This window comes from Nonomuraea sp. B208 (genome assembly GCF_057536035.1).
The window spans coordinates 49,379-71,972 of record NZ_BAAJOU010000016.1; the positions used below are offsets into that span (position 1 = coordinate 49,379).

26 protein-coding genes are annotated in these 22,594 nt (G+C 73.8%); 13 read left to right on the forward strand and 13 right to left on the reverse strand.

The genetic code is table 11. The features are described 5' to 3' along the window. Nucleotides 1–17: 17 nt before the first annotated feature. Together katG and AC27IY_RS12910 are read right to left on the reverse strand one after the other, a co-directional pair. Nucleotides 18–2,294 carry a catalase/peroxidase HPI gene (gene katG / locus AC27IY_RS12905; protein ID WP_487178107.1) on the reverse strand — a complete coding sequence of 759 codons (2,277 nt, stop codon included), beginning with the start codon at nt 2,292–2,294 and terminating at the stop codon, nt 18–20. A 23-nt stretch (nt 2,295–2,317) separates the two neighbouring features. Further along, a complete protein-coding gene (locus tag AC27IY_RS12910; RefSeq protein WP_344216455.1) occupies nt 2,318–2,746 on the reverse strand; it encodes a Fur family transcriptional regulator in 429 nt (142 codons plus the stop codon). 107 nt (nt 2,747–2,853) lie between these two features. Between AC27IY_RS12910 and AC27IY_RS12915 the strand changes: the two genes are divergently transcribed. Then, on the forward strand, nt 2,854–3,432 hold the full coding sequence (locus AC27IY_RS12915; RefSeq protein ID WP_487178108.1) for a mycothiol transferase: 579 nt from the start codon (nt 2,854–2,856) through the stop codon (nt 3,430–3,432). A 5-nt stretch (nt 3,433–3,437) separates the two neighbouring features. Here AC27IY_RS12915 and AC27IY_RS12920 read toward each other — a convergent pair whose 3' ends face one another. Continuing rightward, nucleotides 3,438–4,436, reverse strand: a complete 999-nt coding sequence (locus tag AC27IY_RS12920; RefSeq protein WP_449952601.1) for a hypothetical protein — start codon at nt 4,434–4,436, stop codon at nt 3,438–3,440. A gap of 91 nt (nt 4,437–4,527) precedes the next feature. Beyond that, complete coding sequence (locus AC27IY_RS12925; RefSeq protein WP_329576677.1) at nt 4,528–4,659, reverse strand: hypothetical protein; 132 nt, start codon at nt 4,657–4,659, stop codon at nt 4,528–4,530. A gap of 249 nt (nt 4,660–4,908) precedes the next feature. Between AC27IY_RS12925 and AC27IY_RS12930 the strand changes: the two genes are divergently transcribed. From AC27IY_RS12930 to AC27IY_RS12945, 4 genes are all read left to right on the forward strand, one after another. Further along, nucleotides 4,909–5,748, forward strand: coding sequence for a hypothetical protein (locus AC27IY_RS12930; RefSeq protein ID WP_487178109.1), 840 nt, complete (start codon nt 4,909–4,911; stop codon nt 5,746–5,748). Then, entirely contained in the window at nt 5,745–6,134 is a 390-nt protein-coding gene (locus AC27IY_RS12935) for a GntR family transcriptional regulator (RefSeq protein WP_423448222.1), read from the forward strand. Before AC27IY_RS12930 ends, AC27IY_RS12935 begins: the two co-directional genes overlap by 4 nt. A 34-nt stretch (nt 6,135–6,168) precedes the next feature. Next, the gene (locus AC27IY_RS12940; protein WP_423470812.1) at nt 6,169–6,657 is read left to right on the forward strand and encodes a MarR family winged helix-turn-helix transcriptional regulator; all 489 of its coding nucleotides are present in this window, start codon (nt 6,169–6,171) and stop codon (nt 6,655–6,657) included. Nucleotides 6,658–6,786: 129 nt separating this feature from the next. Beyond that, a complete protein-coding gene (locus AC27IY_RS12945; RefSeq protein ID WP_487178110.1) occupies nt 6,787–8,181 on the forward strand; it encodes an MFS transporter in 1,395 nt (464 codons plus the stop codon). On the opposite strand, the gene AC27IY_RS12950 is transcribed toward AC27IY_RS12945, so the two are convergent. Further along, a complete protein-coding gene (locus AC27IY_RS12950) occupies nt 8,151–9,155 on the reverse strand; it encodes an alpha/beta hydrolase (protein ID WP_487178111.1) in 1,005 nt (334 codons plus the stop codon). The two genes, AC27IY_RS12945 and AC27IY_RS12950, sit on opposite strands and share 31 nt — an antisense overlap. A gap of 50 nt (nt 9,156–9,205) precedes the next feature. Here AC27IY_RS12950 and AC27IY_RS12955 point away from each other — a divergent pair, with 50 nt between their 5' ends. Then, nucleotides 9,206–9,631 (forward strand): pyridoxamine 5'-phosphate oxidase family protein, encoded by a 426-nt coding sequence (locus AC27IY_RS12955; RefSeq protein ID WP_487178112.1) that lies wholly within the window; start codon nt 9,206–9,208, stop codon nt 9,629–9,631. A 38-nt stretch (nt 9,632–9,669) separates the two neighbouring features. After that, the gene (locus tag AC27IY_RS12960; RefSeq protein ID WP_344216475.1) at nt 9,670–10,209 is read left to right on the forward strand and encodes an LOG family protein; all 540 of its coding nucleotides are present in this window, start codon (nt 9,670–9,672) and stop codon (nt 10,207–10,209) included. Nucleotides 10,210–10,225: 16 nt separating this feature from the next. On the opposite strand, the gene AC27IY_RS12965 is transcribed toward AC27IY_RS12960, so the two are convergent. Continuing rightward, nucleotides 10,226–11,122: an aldo/keto reductase gene (locus AC27IY_RS12965; protein WP_487178113.1), complete on the reverse strand. Its 897-nt coding sequence runs from the start codon at nt 11,120–11,122 to the stop codon at nt 10,226–10,228. A gap of 151 nt (nt 11,123–11,273) precedes the next feature. On the opposite strand from AC27IY_RS12965, the gene AC27IY_RS12970 reads away from it, so the two are divergent. Beyond that, complete coding sequence (locus tag AC27IY_RS12970) at nt 11,274–11,660, forward strand: beta/gamma crystallin-related protein (protein WP_364462329.1); 387 nt, start codon at nt 11,274–11,276, stop codon at nt 11,658–11,660. Between the two features lie 6 nt (nt 11,661–11,666). Here AC27IY_RS12970 and AC27IY_RS12975 read toward each other — a convergent pair whose 3' ends face one another. After that, entirely contained in the window at nt 11,667–12,422 is a 756-nt protein-coding gene (locus tag AC27IY_RS12975) for a ZIP family metal transporter (protein WP_449952583.1), read from the reverse strand. Between the two features lie 131 nt (nt 12,423–12,553). On the opposite strand from AC27IY_RS12975, the gene AC27IY_RS12980 reads away from it, so the two are divergent. Continuing rightward, nucleotides 12,554–14,185, forward strand: a complete 1,632-nt coding sequence (locus AC27IY_RS12980; RefSeq protein WP_487178114.1) for a RecQ family ATP-dependent DNA helicase — start codon at nt 12,554–12,556, stop codon at nt 14,183–14,185. Nucleotides 14,186–14,213: 28 nt separating this feature from the next. Here the strand turns inward: AC27IY_RS12980 and AC27IY_RS12985 are convergent, their stop codons facing one another. The 5 genes from AC27IY_RS12985 to AC27IY_RS13005 form a co-directional block, all read right to left on the reverse strand. After that, complete coding sequence (locus tag AC27IY_RS12985; RefSeq protein ID WP_487178126.1) at nt 14,214–15,218, reverse strand: zinc-binding dehydrogenase; 1,005 nt, start codon at nt 15,216–15,218, stop codon at nt 14,214–14,216. 156 nt (nt 15,219–15,374) lie between these two features. Next, the gene (locus tag AC27IY_RS12990; RefSeq protein ID WP_487178115.1) at nt 15,375–16,355 is read right to left on the reverse strand and encodes a DUF2804 domain-containing protein; all 981 of its coding nucleotides are present in this window, start codon (nt 16,353–16,355) and stop codon (nt 15,375–15,377) included. Nucleotides 16,356–16,370: 15 nt separating this feature from the next. After that, nucleotides 16,371–16,907 (reverse strand): hypothetical protein, encoded by a 537-nt coding sequence (locus AC27IY_RS12995; protein ID WP_423448237.1) that lies wholly within the window; start codon nt 16,905–16,907, stop codon nt 16,371–16,373. A gap of 127 nt (nt 16,908–17,034) precedes the next feature. Next, nucleotides 17,035–17,907: an alpha/beta fold hydrolase gene (locus AC27IY_RS13000; protein ID WP_487178117.1), complete on the reverse strand. Its 873-nt coding sequence runs from the start codon at nt 17,905–17,907 to the stop codon at nt 17,035–17,037. Between the two features lie 55 nt (nt 17,908–17,962). Then, nucleotides 17,963–18,769 (reverse strand): aminotransferase class IV family protein, encoded by an 807-nt coding sequence (locus AC27IY_RS13005; protein WP_487178119.1) that lies wholly within the window; start codon nt 18,767–18,769, stop codon nt 17,963–17,965. 124 nt (nt 18,770–18,893) lie between these two features. Between AC27IY_RS13005 and AC27IY_RS13010 the strand changes: the two genes are divergently transcribed. From AC27IY_RS13010 to AC27IY_RS13020, 3 genes are all read left to right on the forward strand, one after another. Beyond that, nucleotides 18,894–19,493: a cysteine hydrolase family protein gene (locus AC27IY_RS13010; protein ID WP_487178120.1), complete on the forward strand. Its 600-nt coding sequence runs from the start codon at nt 18,894–18,896 to the stop codon at nt 19,491–19,493. A 7-nt stretch (nt 19,494–19,500) separates the two neighbouring features. Further along, nucleotides 19,501–20,418 (forward strand): GlxA family transcriptional regulator, encoded by a 918-nt coding sequence (locus AC27IY_RS13015; protein ID WP_487178121.1) that lies wholly within the window; start codon nt 19,501–19,503, stop codon nt 20,416–20,418. A 101-nt stretch (nt 20,419–20,519) separates the two neighbouring features. Then, nucleotides 20,520–21,224 carry a DUF4097 family beta strand repeat-containing protein gene (locus AC27IY_RS13020; RefSeq protein ID WP_364462306.1) on the forward strand — a complete coding sequence of 235 codons (705 nt, stop codon included), beginning with the start codon at nt 20,520–20,522 and terminating at the stop codon, nt 21,222–21,224. Here the strand turns inward: AC27IY_RS13020 and AC27IY_RS13025 are convergent. After that, nucleotides 21,214–21,723: a GNAT family N-acetyltransferase gene (locus AC27IY_RS13025; RefSeq protein WP_487178122.1), complete on the reverse strand. Its 510-nt coding sequence runs from the start codon at nt 21,721–21,723 to the stop codon at nt 21,214–21,216. The genes AC27IY_RS13020 and AC27IY_RS13025 overlap by 11 nt on opposite strands. 154 nt (nt 21,724–21,877) lie before the next feature. On the opposite strand from AC27IY_RS13025, the gene AC27IY_RS13030 reads away from it, so the two are divergent. Then, the coding region (locus AC27IY_RS13030; RefSeq protein ID WP_487178123.1) for a glycosyltransferase family 2 protein at nt 21,878–22,594 on the forward strand (717 nt) is incomplete at its 3' end.

Sequence of the window (22,594 nt, forward strand, 5' to 3'; positions counted from 1 at the left end):
CGCCGGTGTGGTGCGGATCAGGCCAGGTCGAAGCGGTCGAGCTCCATGACCTTGGTCCAGGCCGCGACGAAGTCCGTGACGAACTTCTCGCGGGCGTCGTCGCTGGCGTAGACCTCGGCGAGGGCGCGCAGCTGCGAGTTGGAGCCGAAGATGAGGTCGACCGCCGTGGCGGTCCACTTCAGCTCGTCCGTGGCCGCGTCGCGGATCTCGTAGACGTTCTCCTCCGACTCCGACGCCTTCCACCGGGTGCCCGGGGAGAGCAGGTTGGCGAAGAAGTCGTTGGTGAGCACGCCGGGCCGGTCGGTGAGGACGCCGTGCTTGGCGCCGCCGTAGTTGGCCCCGAGGGAGCGCAGGCCGCCGACGAGGACGGTCATCTCCGGCGGGGTCAGGTCCAGCATGTACGCCCGGTCGACGAGCAGCACCTCGGGCTGGGTCTTCTCGCCGGCCCGCACGTAGTTGCAGAACCCGTCGGCGCGCGGCTCCATGACGCGGAAGGACTCGACGTCGGTCTGCTCCTGCGAGGCGTCGGTGCGGCCCGGGTGGAACGGCACCGTCACCGGCACGCCGGCCTCCTGGGCCGCCTTCTCGACCGCGGCCGAGCCGCCCAGCACGATCAGGTCGGCCAGCGAGATCTTCGCGCCGCCGCCCTCGTTGAACTTGCGCTGGATGTCCTCGAGGACGGGCAGGACCGCGGCGAGCTGCTCGGGCTGGTTGACCTCCCAGTTGCGCTGCGGCTCAAGGCGGATCCTGGCGCCGTTGGCGCCGCCGCGCTTGTCGGTGGAGCGGAAGCTCGCGGCCGAGGCCCACGCGGTGGTGACGAGCTGCGCGGTGGTGAGACCGGACGCCAGGATCTGCTCCTTGAGCGCGGCCACGTCGGCGTCGCTCACGAGCTCGTGGTCGACGGCCGGCACCGGGTCCTGCCACAGCTGGGGCTCCGGAACCCACGGGCCGAGGTAGCGGCTGACCGGGCCCATGTCGCGGTGCAGCAGTTTGTACCAGGCCTTGGCGAAGGCGAGCTGGAACTCGTCCGGGTTGTTGAGGAAGCGGAGCGAGATCTCGCGGTAGATCGGGTCGACGCGCAGCGACAGGTCGGTCGTCAGCATCGTCGGCTTGTGCTTCTTCGCCGGGTCGAAGGGGTCGGGGATGATCTCCTCGGCGTCCTTGGCGACCCACTGCTTGGCGCCGCCGGGGCTCGTGGTGAGCTCCCACTCGTAGCCGAAGAGGATCTCGAAGAAGCGGTTGCTCCACTGGGTGGGCTTGTCGGTCCACGTCACCTCAAGGCCGCTGGTGATCGTGTCACCGGCCTTGCCGCTGCCGTGCGTGCTCAGCCAGCCGAGGCCCTGCGCCTCCAGCGGCGCGCCCTCCGGCTCCGGGCCCACGTGGTCGTCGGCGACGCCGGCGCCGTGGGTCTTGCCGAAGGTGTGGCCGCCGGCGATGAGGGCGACGGTCTCCTCGTCGTTCATCGCCATCCGGCCGAACGTCTCACGGATGAAGTGCGCGGCCGCGGCCGGGTCGGCGTTGCCGCGCGGGCCCTCCGGGTTGACGTAGATGAGGCCCATCTCGGTGGCGCCGACCTCCGGCACCATCTCGCTCTCGGAGACGTAGCGCTCGTCGCCGAGCCAGGCGTCCTCGGGGCCCCAGAAGATCTCCTCGGGCTCCCAGACGTCCTTACGGCCGAAGCCGAAGCCGAAGGTCTTGAAGCCCATCGACTCCAGGGCGACGTTGCCGGCGAGCACGAGCAGGTCGGCCCACGAGATCTTCTGGCCGTACTTCTTCTTGACCGGCCACAGCAGACGCCGGGCCTTGTCCAGGTTGGCGTTGTCGGGCCAGCTGTTGAGCGGGGCGAAGCGCTGCCCGCCGTCACCGGCGCCGCCGCGGCCGTCGTGGATGCGGTAGGTGCCCGCGGCGTGCCAGCTCATGCGGATCATCAGGCCGCCGTAGTGGCCGAAGTCGGCGGGCCACCAGTCCTGCGAGGTGGTGAGCACCTCGGTGATGTCGCGCTTGAGCGCCTCGACGTCGAGCTTCTCGAACTCCTTGGCGTAGTCGAAGCCCTGCCCGAGCGGGTTGCTCTTGGACGAGTGCGCGCGCAGCATCGAGAGGTCGAGCTGGTTGGGCCACCAGTCGCGGTTCGTGCGCGGACGGCCGTGCCTCTTGGCGCTCGGCGAGTCGATCGCCGGGTTCTCGCTCTCGCTGCCGTGCGAGGTCACCGAGTCGTGCGCGACCGGGCAGCCGGCCGCTTCCTTGCGGTCCACGCCCTGCGCGCTCGATGGCCTGTTGTCCTGCGTGTCGCTCATCTATTTCCTTCCGAACTGCCAAATCACTGGGCACTGCGTTGGTTCGTACAGTCGGGGCAGGTGCCCCAGTAGACGACCTCCGCCTCGTCGATCACGAAGCCATGGTCGTCCGAGGCGGTGAGACAAGGGGCCTCGCCGACGGCGCAGTCGACGTCCGCGATCATGCCGCAGGAGCGGCACACGAGGTGGTGGTGGTTGTCCCCCACCCGCAACTCGTAGCGGGCGGCCGCGCCGGCGGGCTCGATGCGCCGCACCAGGCCGGCCGTGGTGAGCGCGCGCAGCACGTCGTAGACCGCCTGGTGGGAGACCCTGGGGAGCTCGGCCCGTACCAGGGAGATCACCGTGTCGGTGTCGACGTGAGCGTGGTCGCGCAGCGCCCCGAGCACTGCCAGCCGCGGCCGGGTCACGCGCAGCGAGGCCGCTCGGAGCTGTACCTCGAAGTCGGACGCCATGCCCACAACATATCCCCCTAAACTGGAACAGTTCAAGTTACGAGGGGAGCCACAGACCCGACCTTTACCGGAAGCGGAACGTCCGGAACGGCCTCTACGGTGGCCGTATGACTCACGACGACCCCTGGTGGGAGCCGCCGGTCGCGGGCACCGAGGCCGAGCACCTCGTCGGCGCGCTCGACCGGCTGCGTGCCACCTTCCGGTGGAAGGCCGACGACCTCGACGCCGCCGGGCTGCGGGCCCGCGTCGGCGCCTCGTCCCTGACGCTGGGCGGCCTGCTCAAGCACCTCGCGTTCGTCGAGGACCACATGTCCGGTCCCCGGCTGAGCGGCGCGCCGCTGGGCCCGCCGTGGGACGCCGTCGACTGGGCGGCCGACCCCGACTGGGACTTCACCTCGGCCGCCGCCGACCGCCCCGAGGACCTCTACGCGCTCTACGACGCCGCCGTCGAGCGCTCGCGGGTGCGGGTCGGCGAGGCGCTGGCCGCCGGCGGGCCCGGTCGGCTCGTCCACCTCGCCTGGCCGGACGGGCGCCGGCTCAGCCTGCGCCGGCTGCTCTGCGACGTGATCGAGGAGTACGGGCGCCACACCGGCCACGCCGACCTGCTGCGCGAGGCGGTGGACGGGGTGACCGGCGAGGACCCGCCGCCCGGCTGGCGCCCCGTGTCAGGAAGCGCCGTCCGGTAGCCGAGTCAGTAGTCGATGAACGCGTACAGCGCGAGGTGGTCTGACTTGGTGCCGCTGACGGTGTGGTCGACGGCCGACGGCCGCACCGTGCCCTTGACGAACAGGTAGTCGATCTTCCTTGAGCCCATGGTCGGCTTCGCGCCGTACCCGGTCATGCCGAAGCCGGACAGGGCGGTGCGGGCGATGCCTGTGCGGTTGGCGTCCACGCCGAGCACGCGGATCGCGGAGGCGTTCATGAGGCTCGTGGCGTCCGCGCCGACGTGGATGCCGGTGCCGCCGATGCCGGTGGAGCCGGCGCCGCCGCAGGCGTTCGCGCCGTTCTGCTCCGGCAGGTGCAAGGTGGCGGCGAAGACCGCCGTCCCCGTCTCCTTGATCGTGAAGCGGGCCGCGATGGCGCTGGTGCGCTTCCACTTGTGGGTGTAGGCGCTGCCGTCGTCGTTGCTCGGCGGCTTGTAGAGCGTGCAGCCGGCGCCGCCGGCGTACGCGGTGCCCGGCTTGAGCCAGCCCGCGCTCCAGTACTTCGACACGTCGCCGGCGGCGAGGCTCAGCGTGCGGGTGTTGTAGAGGATGCCGTTGGTCTGCTTCTTCTTCAGGTCGCCGAGCGACTGGACGCTGCACTTGTGGCTGCCGCCCCACGGCTCGGGGTCGTCCCAGGCCACGATCGCCTTGTACGTGCCCGCGGGGTAGCCGAACTTGGCGGAGAGCTGGTCGGCGTAGGCGGTGGCCTGGCCGGCGCCGCGCACCTGCTGGACGATCAGCAGGTCGGGCGGCCGGACACCGCTGGTGCCGGTCCTGCCGTCGTCGTCCACCAGCATGGACGTGAGGTGGTCCGGGCCCGAGACGCGGGTGCAGGTGCCGTCGGGGTTGTTGCGCACCAGGTTCTCGATGTTGTCCTGGTAGACCCGCAGGACCCGGTCGGCCGCGGCGAGGGCGGGAGTGGTCGTGGTGAGCGCGAGGCCGGCCGCGAGGATCATCGCGCCGGTCCGCCGGAGGGGTAAGGCCATCCCCGCAATCTAGCGACGATCTTGCCGCGGGTGGGGCGGACATGACGCCGCCCCCGCCGGCACGGGGCGGGGGCGGCGTCGCGGTCGCAGGTCAGCGACCCTTGGACGGGATGCGGCGCGGCGGCGCGATCGGCCGCGCGGGCAGCTTCGGCAGCCGCCGGGGCGCCGGGAGGCCGGGCAGGGTCTTGTCGTTCTTGCTGGTCTTGCCTGAGCGGGCACGCATGAGGAAGCTCCTTCACCGGGATCGGGGACGCGGCTCACGCCGGTCGGGCAACACGCACGGCTGCCGCGTCTGGGATGAACTGAGACGTCGGGTTGGTCGCCGCTGAGCGCGGATCACAGGTAAAGGCGCATGTCCCCGACCCTACGGGAGCGGCCGGAGGCCGGGCAATCGGATTTTTCGCCCGTTGACTTTGTCGCACCTTTTGTCTCACTATATTGAGACAGAGCTTGCGACAAAAGGGAGCGGGTCATGACGGACGAGCGAACAGGCGGGCAAGGGGTGCGCGTACGGCCCGGGGACGTGCGCCAGGCCGGGGACTGGCTGGCCCGGCACGGCCTCGGCGAGGCGCGGCCGACGCCGCTGCTCGCCGCCCGGCTGGCGGCGCGGCGGCGGGCGCGGCTGGCCGACCACCTCATGCTGGCCGTGCTGATCATCGCGGCGGCGCTGGTGCAGGCGGGCCACCTGCTGGCCGCGCCGGCCCCTGGCGGGCCGGAGCCGGAGCCGGGATCGTGGTGGCCGCTGCTGACGCTGGCCGGGCTGGTCGCCGCGCTGCTGGCGACCCGGACCCTGATGGAGTCATGGGTACGCCGGGTCGACCGGCAGGCCGGGGCGGCGCTGGCCCGGCGGGCCGCGCACCCGGTGCAGCCCGGCTGGCGGGCCCTGTTGGGCAGACCGTACGCCGCCTGGGCCGTGGCCACGTACGCCGCGGCGCTGGCGCTGGCAGGAAGCGCGCTCACCCTCGACGGCACCGGCGTCCGCTACGCGGCGCTCGTCCTGCTCGTCGCCCTGGCCGGCGTCGGGGCGGTCGCCCTCCTGCAGGTGCGCGACCTGCTGGCGCGGCCGGTGGTGGCCGAGGACGAGCTGTCGCTGACCGCCGATGTGATCATGAGGATCGAGGACGCCCGCGATTGCACGTCGCCGAGCACGGTGTGGTGCCTGCCGATGGTGCTGCTGTTCGGCCTGGCGCCCGGCTGGTGGAAGGTCGCCTCGCTCAGCCTGGTGCTCCTGGGGCTGGCCGCCCTGGTCGTGATCCAGGCCCGTACGCCGGGCAGCGCGACGACGGCCAGGCAGATCGTGAGCCTGGGATGATCGTCATCGACGCGGCCTCGCCGGTGCCGCCGTTCGAGCAGCTGCGGGCCCAGCTCGCCGGGCAGATCCACGACCGGACGCTGGCCGTGGGGGCGCGGCTGCCGACCATCCGGCGGCTCGCGGCCGACCTGGGGCTCGCCGTGAACACGGTCGGCCGGGCCTACCGGGAGCTGGAGGAGGCGGGGCTGATCGAGACCCGGGGGCGGGCCGGGTCGTTCGTGACGGCGGCCGGCGAGGAGACGCGGGAACGCGCCCGGCGGGCCGCCGCCGACTACGCCGCCACGGTCGCCGCGCTCGGGCTCGGCGCGGAGGAGGCGCTGCGCATCGCCGAGGCCGCCCTGCGCTCCCCCGCCCCGGCCGACGGCGCATCGTCAGGTCACGGATAATCCGCAGCGGGACGGTGTGGGTACGCTGAGGAACATGACCGCCATGGCACCCGCCCGCGCCGAGACCGACCTGTCCTTCCTGCTCGACCACACCAGCCACGCGCTGCGCTCGCGGATGGCGGCGGCGCTGGCCGAGATCGGCCTGACGCCGCGGATGCACTGCGTCCTGGTGCACGCGTTGGAGGCGGAACGCACCCAGATCCAGCTCGCCGAGCTGGGCGACATGGACAAGACCACGATGGTGGTGACGGTGGACGCGCTGGAGAAGGCCGGCTACGCCGAGCGCCGCCCGTCGAGCACCGACCGGCGGGCGCGCATCATCGCGGTCACCGAGAAGGGCGCGGCAGTCGCCCGGCGCAGCCAGGAGGTCGTGGACGGCGTGCACCGCGACGCCCTGCAGACGCTGCCCGACGACGAGCGCGAGGTGCTGGTCCGCGCCCTGAACCGCCTGGTCACCGGCCATCTGGCCGCCCCCGTCGAAGGCCCGGTGCAGGCCCGCAGGGCACGGGAGCGCGCAAAGTAGGTCCGAAGAGGATCGTCTACAACGGAACTATCTGTTAAGGTCTCACCTGTCACGAGACGGGAGAGACCTGTGCGGAACATGCTCGACTCGCGTTGGACAGCCTTGGGAGTGCTGTCCGCGACGGGACTGATGACCATCCTCGACGGCAGCATCGTGACCGTGGCGATGCCGGCCATCCAGCACGACCTGGGCTTCTCGGCCGCCGGTCTGAGCTGGATGGTCAACGCCTACCTGATCCCCTTCGGAGGGCTCCTGCTGCTGGCGGGGCGGCTCGGCGACCTGATCGGGCGGCGGGCGATGTTCCTGGCCGGGAACGCGATCTTCACGGCCGCCTCCCTGCTGGCGGGCCTGGCCACCGGCCCCGGCGTGCTCATCGCCGCCCGTTTCCTCCAGGGCGTGGGCAGCGCGCTGGCCAGTGCCGTGGTGCTGGGCATCCTGGTGACCCTGTTCTCCGGGCCGGCCGAGCGCGGCAAGGCCATCGCGATCTTCAGCTTCACCGGCGCGGCCGGCGCGTCCATCGGGCAGGTCCTGGGCGGAGTGCTCACCGACGGCCTGAGCTGGCCGTGGATCTTCCTGGTCAACGTGCCGATCGGCGTGGTCACCCTGGCGCTCGCGCTGCGCGCCCTGCCCGCCGACCGGGGGGCCGGGCTGCGGGCCGGCGCGGACGTCCTCGGCGCCGCGCTGGTCACCTCCGGCCTGATGCTGGGCATCTACGCGGTGGTCAAGGTGGAGGAGCACGGCTGGCTGTCGGCCCACACGCTCGGCCTCGGCGCGCTCTCGCTGGCCCTGCTCGGCGGGTTCGTCGCGCGGCAGGCCACGGCCCGCACGCCGCTCATGCCGCTGCGGATCCTGCGCTCGCGCAACGTCGTCGGGGCCAACCTCGCGCAGATGCTGGCCCTGTCCGGGATGTTCGCCTTCCAGGTCCTCGTCGCCCTCTACATGCAGCGCGTGCTCGGCTACGGGGCGCTGGAGACCGGGCTGGCGATGCTTCCGGCCGCGGTCGGCATCGGCTCGATCTCGCTGTTCGCCTCCGCCAGGCTCGCCGCCAGGTTCGGCGCCCGCGCCGTGCTCGTGACCGGGCTGGCCATGCTGGTGGCGGCCATGACGCTGCTGTCCCAGGTGCCGGCGGACGCCGCGTACGCCGTCCACCTGCTGCCTCCCATGCTGCTGATCTCGGGCGGCGGCCTGGTGCTGCCCGCCCTGGCCACGCTCGGCATGTCCGGGGCGCGGGAGAGCGACGCGGGGCTCGCCTCCGGGCTGTTCAACACCACCCAGCAGGTCGGCATGGCGGTCGGCGTCGCGCTCCTGTCCACGATGGCCGCCGGGCGCACCGGCGACCTGCTGGCCGCGGGAACGTCGCAGGCGGCGGCGCTGACCGGCGGGTACCGGCTCGCGTTCGGCATCGCGGCCGGGCTGCTGGTCGCCGCCCTCGCGGTGGCGGTCACCGTCCTGCGCCGCCCCGCCCCGGCGGAGACGGCGGCGGAGCAGGGCGGTCAGCCGGCGGCGAGCGCGGCCGCGAAGTAGCCGAGCGAGGCGTCGACCTCGTCGAGGGCCGGGGTCCGGTTGAGGTGCCCGTGCGGCATGCCGCACGCCAGGTACGTGCTCACCGGCACCCCGGCCTCGCGCAGCTGGCGCTCCAGGAGCTCGCCCGAGGCGCGCAGGTCGTCGTACTCCGACAGCAGGATGCGGGTGGCGGGCAGGCCGTCGAGGCGGGCCGCGCCGGGCAGCGCGTCGGGCGGGACGTCGCTGATCCGGCCCACGTAGGCGCGGACCATCCGCTCGACGTCGGCGGGGTGGAAGCGCGTGAACGGCGGCAGCTCGCGCATCTCGGCGGCCAGGTCGTCGTCGAGGGCCGGGTTCGGGTAGTGCGCGAACGGATAGGCGAGAAGCAGCAGGTCCGGGGCGCTTCCCCCGTCGGGTGCGCGGTCGCGGGCGCGCAGGGCGGTGGCCAGGACGAGCGCCGCGCCCGCGCTGGCCCCGCCGAGCGCGGCGGGCACCCCCGGCGCGGCCTCGCCGGTCAGCCACCGCCAGGCCGCGTCCACGTCGTCGATCGGCACGGGGTGGCGCACGCCGTCCCTGGCCAGCCGGTAGCCGACCGAGACGACGAAGGCGCCGGTGCGGGCGGCCAGCTCGGCGCTGACCACGCGGGCCTCGGGCTTGTCCAGGTCGCCGAAGACGAACCCGCCCCCGTGCGCCCACAGCAGGGCCCTGCCGGGGGTGTCGCTGGTGCGGTAGGTGCGGACGGGGATCGGGCCGTGCGGCCCGTCGAGGGTGACGTCCTCGACGGTGACGCCGGCCGGCAGGGACCACTCGGCCGGGTCGCGGACGTACTCGGCGAACAGGCGCTGCGCCTCCGGGTCCGTGGCCAGGTCCTCGCGGGTCACGCCGCGCAGCGGCGCCAGCTTCCTGGCGAGCTCGGGGTGGAACGGCATGGCCACTCTTCTATCGCGCCCGCCGGGGCCGGGCGCGGGCGGGGTGACCCGGAGCGTCCCGAACAAGGGACTTTGGTCCCTACCGGCGGCGGGGCCGGCTGCAGGAAGGTTTCGGTGTGCCGTACCGATCGACCCAGCCAAGAACCGTCAGCCGCCCGCTGTCCCGCCCGGAGGGCCTGCGCCTGCTCGGCAACGTGACCTTCGGCAGGCTCGTGTTCATCAGCCGCGCCCTGCCCGGCATCCGGCTGGTCAGCCACGTCATGGACGGCGAGGACGTGCTCGTCGGCCTGCCGGAGGACTGCGCGGTCGTCCCGCTGCTCTCCCAGGTCGCGCCGGTCGTGTACGAGGCGGACGTGCTGGACACGGCGACCCGCCACGGCTGGAGCATCGTGCTGACCGGCCGCGCCGGGCTGGTGGAGAGCGACGAGGAGATCGCCCGCGCCCTGCGCCTGCTGCGGCCGTGGCCGGGCGAGGAGGTCGGCGTGGTCGTCCGGATCCATCCCGAGCTGGTCACCGGCACCCGCGTCGAGGCCGGTCCCTGACGGCTCTTCGGCGGCCGCGGCGGGCCTAGGGTGTGCGCATGAACATCTGCGTCTTCCTCTCCGCCGCCGACCTCGCCGACACCTACACCCGCCCCGCCCGCGAGCTCGCCGAGCTGATCGGCAAGGGCGGGCACACCCTGGTGTGGGGCGGCTCGGACGCCGGGCTGATGAAGGTGGTCGCGGACGGGGTGCACGCCGCCGGCGGGCGGCTGATGGGCGTGTCGGTGCACTTCCTCGCGCACAAGGCGCGCCGCGGCGTGGACGACATGGTGATCGCCGCCGACCTGGCCGAACGCAAGCGGCTGCTGCTGGAGAAGGCCGACGCGGTGGTCATCATGGTGGGCGGCACCGGCACGCTGGACGAGGCGACCGAGATCCTGGAGCTGAAGAAGCACGGCCACACCGACAAGCCGGTCGTGCTGCTGAACACGGCCGGCTTCTACGACGGGCTGAAGCAGCAGTTCCAGCGCATGGAGGACGAGGGCTTCCTGCCGCGCCCGCTCACCGAGCTGATGTTCTTCGCCGAGGAGCCGGTCGGTGCGATGGCCTACCTGGAGGAGACCTTCGGCGTTCAGTGAGCGAGCCGCAGGGGGTTCAGCCCAGGAGGTCCAGGTCCTCGGCGGACAGCCGCAGCGCTCCGGCGGCGACGTTCTCGGCCAGGTGGACGGGGTCGCCGGTGCCCGGGATGGCGAGGACGTGCGGGCCCTGCGCGAGCGTCCAGGCGAGCCTGACCTGCGCCGGCGTCGCCCCGCGCGCCCGGGCGACGGCCAGCACCCGCTCGTCCTCGGCCGCCCGCGCGCCCGCCTCCCGGCCGGCGCCGGCGATGGCGAAGAACGGCACGTACGCGATGCCCTGCTCGCCACACGCGCGCAGCAGCTCGCGCTCGGCGGCCGGGGCGCCGATGCCGAAGGCGTTCTGGACGCACGCGACGGGCGCTATGGCGCGGGCCTCGGCCAGGTGCGCGGCGGTGGCGTTGGAGAGCCCGAGATGCCGGACGAGCCCGGCCTCGCGCAGCTCGGCGAGGGCGCCGAAGTGCTCGGCGAGCGGCGCGTCCCTGTGGCTCGGCGGGACGCGCAGGTTCACCAGGTCGAGCCGGTCGCGGCCGAGCTGGCGCAGGTTCTCCTCGACCTGGCCGCGAAGCTGCTCGGGCCGGGCCCACCACCACTCGCCGGACGGGTCGCGGCCCGCCCACACCTTCGTGGCGATCACCAGGTTGTCCGGGTAGGGGGCGAGCGCCCGGTTGATCAGCTCGTTGGCCGACAGGAAGGGCGAGAAGTAGAAGGCGGCGGTGTCGATGTGGTCGACGCCGAGCTCGACCGCGCGGCGCAGCACGGCGATCGCGCGCTCGCGGAGGGCGGCCGCCGTCGGCCGGTCCTGCCGGGAGCCGAAGGCGGTGCGGCCGGTCAGGCGCATCGCGCCGAACCCGATCCTGTTGACCGGCAGCTCGCCGCCGAGCCGCCACGTTCCTGCGCTGTTCTGCTGAATGGACATGAAAAAAGCCTCCCCGGGCTGCGGAGACGGCTCCGGCCGGAAAGGCTCGACGTGCTCCTCCATTTTAGCAGGGTCCGTGGAACGGGGTGGAACGTGCTGGAACGCCCAGCGGGAGTAGGAAGACCGACCACTACTCGACGGGGGCACCACCATGCACAGGAACATCCGCATCGCCGCGGCGGTCTCGGCCGCGGCGGTGGTCGCCGTTTCGGCGGCCACCGTCCCGGCTCAGGCGGCCGGGCCGCTCGTGCTGTTCCAGGACAGCGGCTTCGCCGGCACCTCCTGGTCGTTCACGGCCACCAACGGCGACATCTCGGGCTCCGGGGGCGACCGGGTGAGCTCCATCGTCAACCAGGACGTCAACGCCTGGGTCGTCTACCAGCACGACACCTACCGCGGCAGGTCGTACTGCGTCCTGCCGGGACAGAGCCTCTACGACCTGCACGAGCAGCAGTGGCAGTTCGGCGACGCCATCTCGTCCGTACGCCGCCGCCCGGACGGGACCTGCCACGACAACCCGATGTTCCTGTCCCCCTGACGGGGGTCAGGCGGCCAGCCGTTCGACGGCGAAGGCCGTGAGGAACCCCGCGGTGGTGATGAGGCCGGTCAGCATGTGGGCGTTCTCGAACGCCTCGGGGATCATCGTGTCGGCGACCATCGCGAGGATGGCCCCGGCCGCCACGCCCATGATGACGGCGATGGTGGCCGGGGAGGCCGACTCCAGCGCGAGGTTGCCGAGCATCGCGGCCAGGCCGCTGGCCAGGGCGATGCCGCCCCAGATGCCGAAGACGTAGCCGGGGCCGCGGCCGGCCCGCTTCATGCCGGCGGCGCTGGACAGGCCCTCGGGGACGTTCGAGATGAAGACGGCGGCGACCACGGCGAGGCCGATGTCGCCGCCGCCGAGCAGCGACAGGCCGAGCACCACGGACTCGGGCACCCCGTCGAGCAGGGCGCCGACAGCGATCGCCGCGCCGCTGCCCTGGACGTCGGCCTCGCTGGGCTGCTGGGCGCCGGAGCGTTTGCGGTGGCGGGCGCCGTGCCGGGCGAGCAGCGCGTTGGCGGCCACGTACGCGCAGGCCCCGCCGAGGAAGCCCGCCGCGGTCGGGACGAGCCCGCCGGTGCGCTCGGCCTCGTCCAGCAGCTCGAACGACAGCGCGGCGATGAGCACGCCGGCGCCGAAGGCCATGATCGTGGCGATCGCGCGCGGCGGGACGCGCCGGAACCAGGCGATCGCGGCCCCGATGAGCAGCGCGCCTCCGGCGAGCGCACCCCAGAGTCCCGCCTCCAGCCAGATGGGCATCACCGCACCTCCGTCACGCCGATCCCACGATCTTCGCATCCGCCCGGTTCCGGGCGTCCAGCGCCCCGGAGGGCTGGAGCCGGGACCGGCGGGCAGGGGTGTCGGACGAGGCGAACAGGCGAGGTGGGGACATGGGCGAGGCGGCGGCGGAGTGCGAGCGGGTGGCGCGGGAGGCGCTCGGGCTGGAGGAGCTGCGTCCGGGCCAGCTCGCCGCCATGACGGCGCTGGCGGAGGGCCGCGACACGCTCGCGGTCATGCCGACCGGCAGCGGCAAGTCGGCGATCTACCAGGTGCCGGCGCTGCTGCTGAAGGGCCCGACGCTGGTGGTGTCGCCGCTCATCGCGCTGCAGCGCGACCAGGTGGAGGCGCTGCGCGAGCACGACGAGGACGCGGCCAGCCTGGACGCCCGCACCTCGGCCAGGGAGCGTACGGCCACGTTCGAGGCGCTGCGGGCGCGCGAGACGGAGTTCCTGTTCTGCGCGCCCGAGCAGCTCGCCCGGCCCGACGTGATCCACGAGCTGAAAGCCGCCGGCCCGTCGCTCATGGTGGTGGACGAGGCCCACTGCGTGTCGTCGTGGGGGCACGACTTCCGCCCCGACTACCTGCGGCTCGGGTCGGTGGCCGAGGCGCTGGGCCGGCCGGTGATCGCCGCGCTCACCGCGACCGCCGCCCCGCCGGTGCGGGCGGAGATCGTCGAGCGGCTGGGCATGCGGGACCCGGTGGAGCTCGTGCAGGGCTTCGACCGGCCGAACATCTCGCTGGAGGTCCGCCGGATGCTGGCCGACCCGGCCCCGGAGATCGTCGCGGCGGTGGCGGAGCAGGAGCGGCCCGGGATCGTGTACACGACCACGCGCCGCCGCACCGGCGAGCTGAGCGACCTGCTGAACGAGGCGGGCGTGCGGGCGGCGGCCTACCACGCCGGGATGCGCCGCCGGGAGCGGGACGAGGTGCACGACCGGTTCATGGGCGGCGACCTGGAGGTGGTGGTCGCGACGAACGCGTTCGGGATGGGCATCGACAAGCCGGACGTGCGGTTCGTCTTCCACGCCGAGGCGCCGGGGTCGCCGGACTCGTACTACCAGGAGATCGGCCGGGCGGGACGGGACGGCGAGCCGGCCGCCGCGGTGCTGTTCTACCGTCCGGAGGACCTGGGGCTGCAGCGCTACTTCACCGGCGGCGTGCCGGACGCCGGGACGCTGGCCGAGGTGGCCGCGGCGGTCGTGGCGGCCGGGCCCGGCGCCGGGCGCAAGGAGCTGCGCGAGCGTACGGGCCTGTCCCCGCGCCGCCTGACGGGCCTGCTCGACCTGCTGGAACGGGTGGGCGCGGCCCGGCTCGGCACCCGGCGCGTGGACCCCGTGCCAGGCGCGCCCGAGCCGGCCGAGGCCGCGGCGCTGGCGCGGGAGCTGGCCGAGCGGCGGCGCGAGGTGGAGCGCACCCGCCTGGAGATGATGCGCCGCTACGCCGAGACCGAGGACTGCCGCCGCCGCTTCCTGCTCGGCTACTTCGGCGAGCACCTGCCGGAGCCGTGCGGCAACTGCGACAACTGCCGGGCGGGAACGGCCGCGCGGCCCCCCGCGCCCGGCGGCGGGCCGTTCCCTCTGCACGCGCGGGTGGAGCACCGTACGTGGGGTCCCGGCCAGGTGATCCAGCGCGGCGAGGACCGGCTGACGGTGCTGTTCGAGGAGGCGGGCTACCGCGAGCTCCAGCTCGACGCGGTCCTGGAGCAGGACCTGCTGACGCGGGCGGACGAGGACGAGCCCTGATCGCGGCGGCGCAGGGTCAGACGCCGGGTCAGGGGACGAGCACGAGCCGGACGGGGTCGCCCTCCTTGCGGGCCAGCCGGTCCAGCGCGGCCGGGGCCTCGGCGAGCGGCAGCACGTCGCTGACGGATCCGCTCAGGTCCAGCCGCCCCCGCCCGGCCAGCCTGACCAGGCGCTGGACGTCCTGCGGCGCGGAGCCGTAGTGGCCGAGCACCGACTGGCGGAAGTAGGCGAGGCCGATGTCGTTCGGGATGGTGATGGGCTGCCCGGCGAGGCCCACGACGACGAGCCGGCCGGCCGGGCCGAGCACGGTCAGCGCCTGCTCGCGCACGGCCGGGACGCCGGCGAGGTCGAGGGCGACGTCCAGGCCGAGCCCGTCGGTCAGGTCCATGACGGTGTCGCGGAGCTTCGGGTCGGCCGGGTCGAGCACGGCGTCGGCGCCGAGCGCGAGCGCCCGTTCGCGGGCGGCGGGCAGCGGGTCGATCGCGATCACCGGGGCGGCGCCGACCAGGCGCAGGAGCTGCACGGCGTGCGCGCCGAGGCCGCCCGCGCCCCACACGGCGGCGGCGTCGCCCGGCCGGGTGGCGGCGGTCGTGGTCACGGCGGCCCACGGCGTGGAGACGGCGTCGGGGATGATGCACGCCTGCTCGAACGGCAGCCCGTCGGGGATGGGCACCACGGTCGTCGCGCTCGCCAGGGCGTACTCGGCGTAGCCGCCGTCGTAGTCGACGCCGCGGGTGAGCACGACGCCGCGCAGGTCCAGCTCACCTGCCTGGAGCAGCACTCGCTGCCCGGTCGTCCAGGCGTCCACGCCCGCGCCGAGCGCGTCGATCACGCCGGCCACCTCGTGCCCGAGGGTGACCGTGTCGCCGGTGAGCCACGCGGGCCGCAGGGTGCCGTCCAGCAGGTGCACGTCGGACAGGCAGACCCCGGCGGCGCGCACCGCGATCCGCACCTGCCCGGGGCCGGGCTCCGGGACCGGGACGCGCTCCATGCGCAGCTCGTTGGTGGGCACGTGCAGCCGGGCGGCGAGCATGTCGGTCACGGCGCTCCTTCTTCCCGCAGACTTCCCGCGGGCCCGCCCTCGACCGGTGCGTCCCGCGGACTTCCATCGGACCCGGACGCGGCCGGGCGGCCGCTCCCTGGCGCGAGCATACGGCCCGCGCCCGCCGCTGCCGCGCGGGGGCGCGGGTCACCAGCGGTTGCGTGCCTCCTCGGCCCAGCCGGTGAGCCCGTCGAGCGTCATCCAGGAGCCGTCGCCGGCCCTGATCCGGCCGCCGAAGTGGCCGAAGCACTGGTGCGTCTCGGAGCCGACGACGCCCAGCTCCGTACGCGAGATCTTCTCGTGGAACGGGATGAACTCGACCTCGACGCCGTCGCCGGCGATGCGCCACGGCTTGAGCCAGTCGGAGCGGTCGTAGACCCACTCCAGCTCCGCGCCGATCTTGTGCAGCCGGCCGTCGACGAACAGCGCGTTCTCGGTCGACCCGGTGCCGTCGGTCCACTTGCCGCCGAGCTGCACCGACAATCCGGGGGCGTGGCCCGCCGCCCAGTTCCAGACCACGGAGTACGGCCACTTGCCGCGCCCGTGGTCGAGCACCGCGAACGCGTCCTCGCCCACCTCGTGCTCGATGCCGCCCAGCACGAGCCGGCCGCGCACCGGCCGGCCGACGTCCTTGACGGTGTACTGGAAGCGCCGCGGCCCCCACGGGACCACGACGCCCAGCGACTCGTGGCCCTCGGGCAGCGGGATCTCCACATCCAGAGCCAGATCGGGCGCGTACGCCCGCAGCCGGGTGCCGCCCGGCTCCTGGTCGATCTCGACGCGGACGCCGCCGCCCACGACCCGGACCGGGCCCGCCCCGCTGACCTGCGGGAACCGCGCGCCGCGGGCCAGCGGCACCACGGCGTCGTGGCTCACCTCCGCGCGGGAGGCGCGGTCGAGCACGTAGACGCCGTGGACGCCGGCGTAGTCGAGCGACGACGCCACCAGCCCGATGATGTGGGCCGGCGTCACGATCCCCCAGTATTCCCAGCGCTTGCGACGGCCCCACCCGCGCAGCTCGGCCCGGTGCAGGGGGCGTCGGGTCCAGCCGACGGCCGCCGGATTGAGGCGGCCATCGGGCAGGCAGAGGTCCACGGGCTCGGTGATCTCCCGCTCATGGGGCAACATGGGGGAAATCTACTATCAGGCCGGGAAGTCCTTCGGGTTCACGTGCTGGGTGCCCGCGTTGCCGCCCCGCACCGGGTGCAGGGTCAGCGTGTAGATCCGGGAGGCCGTGGCGGTCGTGTAGTAGCGCAGCCGGTCGTTGAAGCGCTGGTAGGTGGCGGCGCGGGTGAAGCGGTGCCGGGACTTGCTGTAGGCGTAGCCGGTGGTGAAGTAGAGCCGGTAGGTGCCGTCGCGCACGTCCTTGATGCTCGCCGTCGACTTGGCGCGGACGTAGATGCTGATGGCCTTGGTCTTGCCTCGGACCAGGATGACGACGCCGTCGGTCCGCAGACCGTTCTTGATCTTGAGTACGCCCCGGCCGCCGCTGATGCGGTCGAAGAGGATGGCGCCGTTGCGCGGGCGGGCCGCGGCCGTCGTGGCGGTGCTCGCCGTGGTGGCACTGGTCGTGGTGGTGCTCACCGTCGTGGCGCCGGACGGGGAGGCCGTGACCAGGGTGGCGGCCATGGCGAAGGCGGCGATGAGGCCGGTTCGCGGGGCGAGAAGCTTGTTCTTCACGCGAACGTCTCCTTAGGAGGGGGGGACATGGTCGAACCACGCCCAACCCTAGAGAACCCGGGCGTCCCGGCCCACCCGTTATCACGCTCGGGGCCGGAGTGGTCCTCCGGCCCCGGACAGCGAGCTCCTAGCCCTCCAGCACCTCGCGCAGCTTCAGCGCGAAGCCGTCGGGGTCGCCCGGCATCCCGAAGGTGTCGTCGAGGAAGCCGCCGTGGTTGCTGGGGAAGGTGACGGGCTCGACGCCGATGCGCTGGGCGACCCCCAGGCCCCCGCGGCAGGCCATCTCCCCCTCCGACTCGGCGCCGACGGCGATCACGATGCGGGTCGAGGCGGCCCGCAGCGCCGCGAAGTCGTGCTCGTGGTGGGTGCAGCTGATGAGGTTCTGCCCGAGCAGTGCGTCGTCGCGGCTGCCGTCGTCCTCGGCCGGCAGCCCGAACATGGCCGGGTCGGGCGCGGGCTGGTCGGCGAAGTCGGCCGGGATCTCGCCCTTCAGCCCGACGATCGTGATGAACTGCGCCATCGCCGGGCCGAACCCGTCCCGCTCGTAGGTCCTGCCGATGCCCTTGATGGCGGCCAGCGCCTGCTCGCGGTCGGGCAGGACCTGGGCGGCGGGCGGCTCGTGCGCGACGAGCGTGCGCACCTGCTCAGGGTGCCGGGACACCAGCTCCAGCGCGTTGACCGCGCCGCCGCTGCTGCCGAAGAGGTCGACGGGCCCGCCGCCGAGCTCGTCGATGATCCGGTGCAGGTCGTCCGCGTGCTGCTCGGGGGTGGACTTCTCGCCGGGCTCGCCGGTCTTGCGGCTCTCGCCGACGCCGCGCGGGTCGTAGGTGACGATCGTGCGCTCCGGCAGCCGCTCGGCCAGCGCGGCGAACCCCGCGGCCCCCATGGGCGAGCCGACCAGCAGCAGCACGGGCTTGCCCGACTCCTCGACGGCTTCGCGCACCTCGTAGTGCAGGACCGCGCCGGGCACGTCAAGGGTGTGGGTCTTGAAGTCTCGCATCATTGCCTCCTGTGAGAAACGCTCGCACTCTATGGACCCGCACTGACAGAAGAACTCATCGGGGGGAGCAAGATTTTTCCAGTCCGGCGGGCGGCTCGTCCAGATATGCCTGGTGCAGCAGTTTCACGAACGCCCCGGCCTCGGGCAGGTCCGCATCGCCGACGCGGCGTACGGGGATGCCGGGCGTCCAGGAGTTCATGACCACGGCCCCGGACAGTCCGGGCAGATCGGCGACGGTGACCTCGCGGTCGGCCTGCGGGACGCCGCTCGCGGCGAGCCGGCGGCGCAGGATCGCCATCGTCACGCCCTCCAGCCGGCCGGCCACCGGCCACACCACGGCGGAGCCGTCCCAGAACGCGAGGTTCCAGATGGTGGCCTCGCTGAGGCGGCCCCGGCGGTCGACGAAGGCGGCGTCGTCGTAGCCGTCCGCCACGGCGCGGCGCTGGAAGTACGCCTTCGCCGTCTCGCCGGTCTGTTTGACGGCGGGGAGAAACCGTTCGTGCTCGGCCACCGCCAGCGCCAGCGGGCCCTCCGGCGGGGTCGCGGGCGGCCCGGTGCGGACCAGGATCCGCAGCCCGGAGCCCTGCTCGGCGGCGTACACGGTGGCGCGCAGCGACAGATCGGGCGGGCCGGCCGCGACGGCCGCCCGCAGGCAGGAGAGCACGCGCTCGTCGTCCAGGTCGCGGCCGAACAGCTCGGCGGAGGCCCGGCGCAGCCGGGCCAGGTGCAGGTCGAGACCGCGTACGCGGCCGCCGCGGACCTGCATGGCGGTGAAGTGGGCGTCGCCGGCGAAGGCGAGCGGGGCGAGGTCCTCGGCGGTCGCCAGGCGGCCGTCGAGGTGCGTGGCCCAGGGTGTCGGCATGGCAAGGAGTTCCTTCCTGGTCGTCCGTGATCCTCGCACAGCCCCGATGCCGTGACCGGATCCGTCCGCATCGCGGCCCGATCCTGCCTTACGGCGGGGCGGCGGCGCGGCCGAGACTGGGTGCGTGAACAGAGCGCTTCTCGTCATCGACGTGCAACAGTCCTTCCTGCGGCGGCCCCTGTGGCGGGCCGCGTACAACCCGGGGATCACCCGGCCGGTCTCCCGGCTGGTGGACGTGGCCCGCGCCGAGGGCGACCTGGTCGTCTGGGTGCTGCACAGCGAGCCCGGCACCGGCGACGCCTTCGACCCGGCGCTCGGGTACGTCCGGCTGATGGACGGCCTGACCCCGCTGCCCGGCGAGGAACGGATCACCAAGACCTCGCACAACTGCTTCACCACCACCAACCTGCAGCAGATCCTCACCCGGCACGGCGTCGGCGAGCTGGTCGTGTGCGGCATCCGCACCGAGCAGTGCTGCGAGACGACCGCCAGGATCGGCAACGACCTCGGCTTCGGCGTCTCCTTCGTCACGGACGCGACCGCGACGACGCCGATCCCGCACCGCGACGCGCCGTCCGGGGCGTCGGTGGAGGAGATCCTCGCCGACCCCCGCACGCTCGGCGTGGAGGCGATCGTCGAACGCACCGAGTACGCGCTCGCCGGCCGCTTCGCCACGATCAGGACGGTCGCCGAGCTGACCGGGGCGCCGAGCCCGGTAGGCTGACCGGATCGTGACCCGCGTCGCCTTCGTCCTCGTGCCCGGGCTGCACCTGCTCGACCTCGCCGGCCCCGCCCAGGTCTTCTCCACGGCCGGCGACCTCGGCCTCGGCTACACCCTGGGTTACGTCGCCGAGCGCGCGTCCGTCCCCACCGCGCAGGGGCTCACGCTGACGGCGGGGACGACCTGGCCCGAGCCGGCCGCCGGCGACCTGCTCGTCGTGCCGGGCTGGCGGGCGAGCCCCACGCCGGCCGGATGGGGCGAGCTCGGCCCGGCCGCGCTGGACGCGCTGCGCGCCCACCACGCGGCCGGGGGCACGGTGGCCAGCGTGTGCGCGGGGGCCGACGCGCTGGGCCGCGCCGGGCTGCTCGACGGGCGGCGCTGCACCACCCACCACGAGCTGCAGGACGAGCTGGCCGCCCGCTACCCGAAGGCGACGGTCGTGCGCGACGTCCTCTACGTCGAGGACGGCAGGGTCATCACCTCGGCGGGCATCGCCAGCGGCATCGACCTGGCCCTGCACCTCGTCGCCACCCGCCACGGCCCCGGCGCGGCCGCCCGGGTGGCCCGCGAGATGGTCGTCTACGCCCGCCGCAACGGCGACGAGCGGCAGGCCAGCGCCATGCTCAGGCACCGCGCCCACCTCAGCGACGCCGTGCACCGCGTCCAGGACCTCATCGACGCCCGCTTCACCGAGCCGCTCCCCCTGTCCGACCTCGCCGCCGCCGCAGGATGCAGCCCGCGCACGGTCACCCGGCTGTTCACGCGGGCGACCGGCCTGACGCCGCTGGCCTACCAGCAGCTCCTGCGGCGCGAGCGGGCCGAGCACCTGATCGGCCAGGGCGCCACGGTCGAGGCGGCCGCCCGCGCGGTCGGCTTCCAGGACGCCCGCATGCTGCGCCGGCTGCGCGCCCAGCCGCGCCCGTGGTAGGGCTTTCCCTACCATCCATCGGGGGACGGCGGCAATGCCGGGCTCGACGGCCCGTCCCTAGAGTCGTTGACGTACGGTCCGTCGAGCCAGAATCGAGCGACATGACCATGAAGAGGACGACCTTGATCGCAGGCGTGCTGGGGCTGACCGCGACGGCGGCCGGATGCGGGATCGCGGGCCCCGCGTCCCAGGCCAGGTCCTCCTACGAGGTGCCCGGCGAGGTGACGGGACTGCGGGTCGAGGTCGACTCGGGCACCGTGGAGCTGTTGGGCTCGGACCGGAGCACCGTGCGGGTGACCGAGCGGCTTCACTGGCGCAAGAACAAGCCGGAGACCCGTCACGAGGTGCGGAGCGGCACGCTGGATCTTGCCTACGACTGCCCCGACACGTTCGGGTTGGGCGCGGTCGGCGTCGAGTGCGAGGTGAGCTACCGCGTGGAGGTGCCGAAGGGCGTGCGGGTGGAGGTCGGCTCCGACTCGGGGGACCTGACGCTGACGGGGCTGTCCGGCGAGGTGCGGGTGCGCTCCGACTCGGGGACGATCCAGGCCGACGGCCTGGCGGGCGGCCGGGTCACGGCGACGTCCGACTCGGGGGACGTGACGCTCGAGTTCGCCGGGCAGCCGGACGCGGTGACGACCGAGACCGACTCCGGCCACACGGTGGTGCGCGTGCCCGCGGGGCCGTACCGGGTGGAGGCCAGGACCGACTCCGGTGACAAGCGGATCACCGCCGCCAACGACGCGTCGGCGCCGCGCTCGATCAAGGTCTCCAGCGACTCCGGCGACCTCGAGGTGCTCACCCGCTGAGCCAGGCCGGCCGGGACAGGGCCATGGTGACGGACGTCCACCACGTCTCCCCCACCTGGACGGAGCCGGCGTGGACCTCCTCCTCGCGGAAGCCGAGCCGCTCGTAGAGCCGCCTGGCGCCGTGGTTGTGCGCGTAGACGCCCAGGGTGACCCGCTCGACGTCCGGCCCGGCGAAGGCGGCGTCGAGTGCGGCGCGGACCAGGGCCTCGCCGTGGCCGCGCCCCCTGGACCCGGGGGCGACGAGGACCAGGCCGAGGCGGAGCGAACGGGGCGTGCCGTCGGGGCGGAGCATGACGTGGCCGAGCGGCCGGCCGTCCGGCCCCGGCGCGACGAGGAGCCGGCGGGCGGGGTCGGCGGCGCGGAAATCGAGCAGTTGCCCGCCGTCGAACGGCCAGGTGAAGCAGGCTTTCCCGGACCACAGGACGAGCGCGTCGTCGCTGTCGATCCAGGAGGCGATCACGGCGGCGTCGGCGTCCGTGAGCGGGCGCAGGGCGGTCATGGCGAAGATCATAGCCGTTTGGGCGGTTCGTGCCCGGGCAGGCCGTATCGCCAGACGGCAGGAGCATCGCCGACCCCCCCGGGGCGGTCCGGTGCCGTACGCACACGACCATCCGCCGCCTGCCCGGAGCCGCCCGATGCCCTCCCGTCGTCCGATGCCTCTCCGCCGTCCGACGCCTTTCCCTCGCCCGCCGGAGCTCGCCTACGTCCTGCCGCTGCGCTGGGACGACGACGCCGGCCTTGACGAGCTGACCGCGTACCTGCGCCGCCTGTCCCTGCACGCCGCGATCGTCGTCGTGGACGGCAGCCCGCCCGCCCTGTTCGCCCGGCACGCCCGCCGCTGGCGCGGGCTCGCCGTCCACGTGCCGCCCGACCCCGGCCTGACCTGCGCCAATGGCAAGGTCGCCGGGGTGCTGACGGGCATGCGGCTGGCCGGTGCCGAGCACGTGGTGATCGCCGACGACGACGTACGCTACGACGCCGAAGGGCTCGCCGCCGTCCGCCGCCTGCTCGGCCACGCCGACCTGGTACGCCCCCAGAACTACTTCTCCCCGCTGCCCTGGCACGCCCGCTGGGACACCGCCCGCACCCTGCTCAACCGGGCCGTGGGCGCGGACTACCCGGGCACGTTCGGCGTGCGCCGCTCCTTCTTCGAGCGGATGGGCGGCTACGACGGCGACGTGCTGTTCGAGAACCTGGAGCTGATCCGCACCGTCCGCGCCCACGGCGGGGTCGAGCTCGCCCCTCCCGGCCTGTACGTGCGCCGCCTGCCGCCCGCCGCGTCCCGTTTCTGGGGGCAGCGGGTCCGGCAGGCGTACGACGACCTGGCACAGCCGGTGCGGCTGGCGCTGTTCCTGTCGGTGCTGCCCGCC